Annotated in this window: 4 protein-coding genes; all 4 read left to right on the forward strand. The window is 36.1% G+C overall.

Annotated elements, in window-relative coordinates; translation table 11 throughout:
• The first annotated feature begins 520 nt into the window (after positions 1-520).
• On the forward strand, positions 521-1975 hold the full coding sequence (locus FLACOL7796_RS01965) for a glycosyltransferase (protein WP_173969169.1): 1455 nt from the start codon (positions 521-523) through the stop codon (positions 1973-1975).
• 723 nt (positions 1976-2698) lie between these two features.
• The gene (locus tag FLACOL7796_RS01970) at positions 2699-3295 is read left to right on the forward strand and encodes a TetR/AcrR family transcriptional regulator (RefSeq protein ID WP_173969170.1); all 597 of its coding nucleotides are present in this window, start codon (positions 2699-2701) and stop codon (positions 3293-3295) included.
• A 6-nt stretch (positions 3296-3301) separates the two neighbouring features.
• Entirely contained in the window at positions 3302-3529 is a 228-nt protein-coding gene (locus FLACOL7796_RS01975; protein ID WP_173969171.1) for a hypothetical protein, read from the forward strand.
• A gap of 19 nt (positions 3530-3548) precedes the next feature.
• Positions 3549-4805: an MFS transporter gene (locus FLACOL7796_RS01980; protein ID WP_173969172.1), complete on the forward strand. Its 1257-nt coding sequence runs from the start codon at positions 3549-3551 to the stop codon at positions 4803-4805.
• Positions 4806-4941: the final 136 nt, after the last annotated feature.

Below are 4941 nucleotides of genomic sequence, written 5' to 3' on the forward strand. Positions count from 1 at the left end.
GTATACTACTAAATAAAAATTAAACAGTAGGTATTTGTACTTGTTTTAATCAATAAATAGTTCTTACGAACATATTTTATTTATTGACTTTATGGCTTTCCTCTTTACACTTCGGTATATATTCAATACCAGAAAAAGAAATTCCAAGATTTTAAAATTCCAAATTCCAACTGTTTGCTATTGCTGGAATCCAAAATTCCAAAAAAACTTTCAACTACAATAATAAACTCCAAAAACCGTTTTTACTAAACTTCGTCACACTCAAAGACACCAAAAACTCAACCCCAAAACCTCTCAAAACCCCAGTAAAAACTGTATACTGTATCCTGAAAACGTATAATAATTACACACATCAAAAACGTGCAAAATACCTAAACAACTCAAAACCAGTAAAAACTGATAATGGCACAACGCTTGCAAAATGGGATAATGTAAAATCCTTTTCGATAAATGAAAATTACGCATCGAGAGGAAAGCAAATTAAATAAAAGCCATACAAAGCAAATCAAAATAGTGTCATATGAAAAGTGAAACCTTAACATCAGAACAATTTTATACGTCGAAATCAGATCTTAGTAACGAACAAGCCTTAAAGAGTTCCATTTTTCGTATTAGTAATGATAATGCAGCAACAAAAAAAGTGAGCGAACGCACCAAAAGTAAATTTGGACTATTTGTGTTAGTAAGTACTTTTATTTTAATGTTTGTTGGAGCTTATTCTGTGTATCATTTGCAAGCCGACTTTGATCAGTTTCAAATCGACAGATTAAACTCTTCTTGGGGATTACCTTTCCTGATCGTTGCGGGATTATTGTTTTTCTTTCAAACAGGCGTTTTCCTGTACAACTTATACCTGTTTTTTAAATACAAACCAATCGAATCCGTTTCAGACGAAATGTTGCCAACCGTAACCGTAATCGTTCCTGCATACAACGAAGGAAAACTGGTTTGGGATACTTTGATGAGTTTGGCCGACAGTGATTTCCCGGCACACAAATTAGAAATATTAGCCGTTGATGACGGAAGTAAAGACGATACCTGGTACTGGATGCAACAAGCCAAAATAAAATTAGGAGATCGTTTAACGATTTTTCAACAACCGGCAAACGCAGGAAAACGTCACGCCCTATACCGCGGATTTGAATTAGGAATGGGAGAAATTTTTGTAACAGTCGATAGTGATTCGATCGTAAAAAAAGATACGCTACGTAATTTAGTAAGTCCGTTTGTGGTAGACGAAAAATGTGGAGCAGTGGCAGGAAACGTTCATGTTTTAAACAGCAAAAAAGCAATCTTGCCAAAAATGCTTAACGTAAGTTTCGTAATGAGTTTTGAATTCATGCGTTCTGCCGAAAGCAAATTAGGATCTGTGCTTTGTACTCCCGGAGCAGCCGCAGCATACCGTAAAACAGCTGTTTTTGCTTGTCTTGACGAATGGATCAACCAGACTTTTATGGGACAGCCATCAGACATTGGCGAAGATCGCGCCATGACCAATATGATCCTAAAACAAGGTCAGCACGTATTGTTTCAAAGAAATGCTTATGTCCTAACAAACGTTCCTGAAGAATACACCGGATTATACAAAATGTTTATCAGATGGAGTAGAAGTAACGTGCGTGAGAACATCGCAATGGCAAAATACGTTTTTACAGATTTTAGAAAAGAATCTAAATTTGGTTCCCGACTTTTATGGTTAAACCAAGCTACAAAAATCGTTATGGCCTATCCGTTCATGCTTTTTATGTTCTTTTTTATCGCCATACACCCATTATTATTTTTAAGTTCAACACTATTAGGAATCCTAATTGTATCGAGTTTTCCGGTTCTGTTTTATGCTAAAAGATACAATTTCTCCGATTCGCTTTGGGCGTATTCATACAGTGTTTTTTACACCTTTAGCCTTTTCTGGATTACTCCCTATGCCATCGTCACAGCCAATAAAAGAGGTTGGTTAACACGTGGTTTAGTTTAAATAAAATATTAGAATTAGATTAGAAATAGAAATTAGATTTGTTTTTTGAAACTCCTGTTCATTTGAGCAGGAGTTTTTTTTTGTTATTTTTTTTTAGGAGCTAATCCCGCTATTCGTTCCAATCTTTTATTTTTTTAAAGGAAAAAAATAAAAGGATTTCCTCTTCTATCGGGGCTAGGACACTCATTTTCATAATACGATTTCGTCTTTTTTGTCATCCTGAGGAACGAAGGATCACACTCGTAACTCGACAAAGATTGGCGACATTGTTTGCAGAGCTTCTTGTGTGATCTACTTCGTCTATTCGCTATCGCTCGGGTCTCCTTCGTCGAGATGACAAGATTGTGGCGATATTTATTGTCGGGCTTTTCTCCTGATCGACTTCGTCTGTTCACTATCGCTCGAATCTCATCCGTTAAATTGAAAACTTTGACGATATAATTTGCTAAAATTCTAACTCATCATATTTTCAAACATAACCTGTGGTTTCAACTACAGGAAACGAATCATAATACCATATCCCTAAAATATATTACATCCAAACGGTTGAAACCATTTGCTATGTTTTTTTCACACCAAGATTAGAAATCAATTTTCAAACCCGACAGGTTTTATCCCAAGGCTTCGGGACTGTCGGTTTACTGCTTAAAATAAATTTAAAAAAAAATAATTAATAAAAGAATGTTCATTCATTTATTGTTTTATCTTTGTCAAAAAAATGCCATGAGAATACGTGATGTTGATAAAGAAAAACTGGTAATTGCGACTGCCATCGATCAAATCGTACAAGACGGATTTCAGGGTTTCAGCATGAATAAATTGGCAAAAGCCTGTTCAATTTCGGTTGGAACCTTATATATATACTATAAAGACAAAGATGATTTAATACAAAAAATAGGGGCAGTAATTGCCCTCAAGTTTTTTACCGGTACGGTAAAAGATTTTTCCCCAAAAATGTCGTTTGAAGAAGGATTATGGAAGCAATGGGAAAACCGCGCGGCGTTTACCATGAAATACCCGAAGGAAGTTGCTTTTTTTGAGATCGTCAAACATTCGCCCCATTCAGAAGTTATTCTTGATTCTATTCAGGAGTTTGCAGATTTTAGAATGATCATGAAGGAGTTTATCGATAACGGGCTTCGTAACAACGAACTCGTTCCTATGACATTTGAAGCCTTTTGGGCTGTTGCCTACGGGCCATTATACACGCTGTTGAACTTGCATACTGAGGGTAAGAGTATGGGAGGGAAGCCATTCACGCTTACCAAGGAAATTATGAAAGAAGCTTTTAGCCGAACCATAAAAGCGCTAAAACCATGAAAAATTATGGATACAGATTTAAACACCATACACGTTTTTAAAACCAATATTACCACTGTAGAACCCAATTGCCCGCTTCGCAAAACGCTAGACGAGCATCAGGATATTCAGCAATGGAGCATCGATCACGAAGATGTCGATTGTGTATTACGTGTCGTTTCCGGGGCATTAAAACCCGAAACAATCATTGGCATGATCAACCAGTTTGGTCACGAATGCCAGGAATTAAATTAATAAAAAATAACCAGTTTATATGGAAAAAACACCAGGGGAAAGCCCCAAATTTACTTCACACCAAATTATCATTATTACCATTCTTGCACTTTTGCAGTTTACCGTAATTCTCGATTTTATGGTTATTTCTCCACTAGGAGACATCTTAATGAAAACCCTTGATATGACTACAGCAAACTTTGGTTTTGCCGTTTCAGCGTATGCCTTTAGCGCCGGAATATCTGGCTTACTCGCAGCGGGTTTTGCAGACAAATTCGACCGAAAAAAACTTTTAATCTTCTTTTATACAGGATTTATCATCGGTACCGTTTTCTGCGCACTATCTACAAGTTACATGACGTTGCTTTTGGCCCGAATCGTTACCGGACTTTTTGGTGGTGTAATTGGTTCTGTTTCATTAGCCATCGTAACCGACTTATTTGTCATTCACCAAAGAGGCCGCGTTATGGGATTCATACAAATGGCCTATGCTACAAGTCAGATTTTAGGAATTCCAATTGGTTTGTATTGCGCCAATAATTGGGGATGGCATTCGTCTTTCTTAATGATTGCCGGTTTAGGAGTATTAATTCTCATTGCCATTATAACGCAAATGCAGGCTATTAATAAACACTTAGAATTGCAATTAGACAAAAGCCCTTTTTTACATCTTTGGCATACTTTGAGCAATAAGCAATACCAGATTGGTTTTGCCTCTATTGCATTTCTTTCGATAGGCGGATTTATGTTACAGCCTTTTGGAAGCGCATTTTTGGTCAACAACATTCACATTAGCCAACTCGAGTTACCAATGGTATTTTTCTTTACCGGACTTTCGGTTTTGTTTATCATGCCATTAGTAGGTAAATTAAGTGATAAAGTAAGCAAGTTTAAATTGTTTGCCTCAGGTTCTATACTTTCTATTGTCATGATTTTAATTTATACGAACCTAAATCCCATTCCGCTATGGGAAATCGTAGTAATTAACATGATCTTGTTTATGGGAATCATGAGTCGAATGATTCCGGCAACGACCTTAAATACCGCAATTCCCGCAATGAAAGACCGAGGCGCTTATATGTCGATTTCGTCTTCATTACAACAAATCGCAGGAGGTATCGGAGCCGTTTTCGCAGGATATATTGTACATCAAAAAACAAAATCAGCTCCTTTAGAAAACTACGATATACTAGGATATGTTATTGCTGTAATTACACTGCTATCCATATTTTTAATTTGGAGAGTAAATCAATTGGTAAAGTCAAAAGAAGCTGCAGCCAAAGAACTGGAATTATAAAACATTCTCATTTTTAAGAATAAAAGACTGTCTGAAAAGGTAGTCATGGTCGGAAGATTATTCTTCCGGCCTTTTTTGTTTTATACTTTAAAAAAAAATGTTTTTATTTATTTTATTTAACACGAATTTTCTTGTT

It is taken from the genome of Flavobacterium bizetiae, assembly GCF_902804475.1.
Classification (GTDB): Bacteria; Bacteroidota; Bacteroidia; order Flavobacteriales; family Flavobacteriaceae; genus Flavobacterium; species Flavobacterium bizetiae.

What these genes read in the sequence shown, in the direction of transcription:
- FLACOL7796_RS01970 (WP_173969170.1), top strand. Translation starts at nt 2,699, where the DNA reads ATGAGAATACGTGATGTTGATAAAGAAAAACTGGTAATTGCGACTGCC.
- FLACOL7796_RS01965 (WP_173969169.1), top strand. Translation starts at nt 521, where the DNA reads ATGAAAAGTGAAACCTTAACATCAGAACAATTTTATACGTCGAAATCA.
- FLACOL7796_RS01980 (WP_173969172.1), top strand. Translation starts at nt 3,549, where the DNA reads ATGGAAAAAACACCAGGGGAAAGCCCCAAATTTACTTCACACCAAATT.
- FLACOL7796_RS01975 (WP_173969171.1), top strand. Translation starts at nt 3,302, where the DNA reads ATGGATACAGATTTAAACACCATACACGTTTTTAAAACCAATATTACC.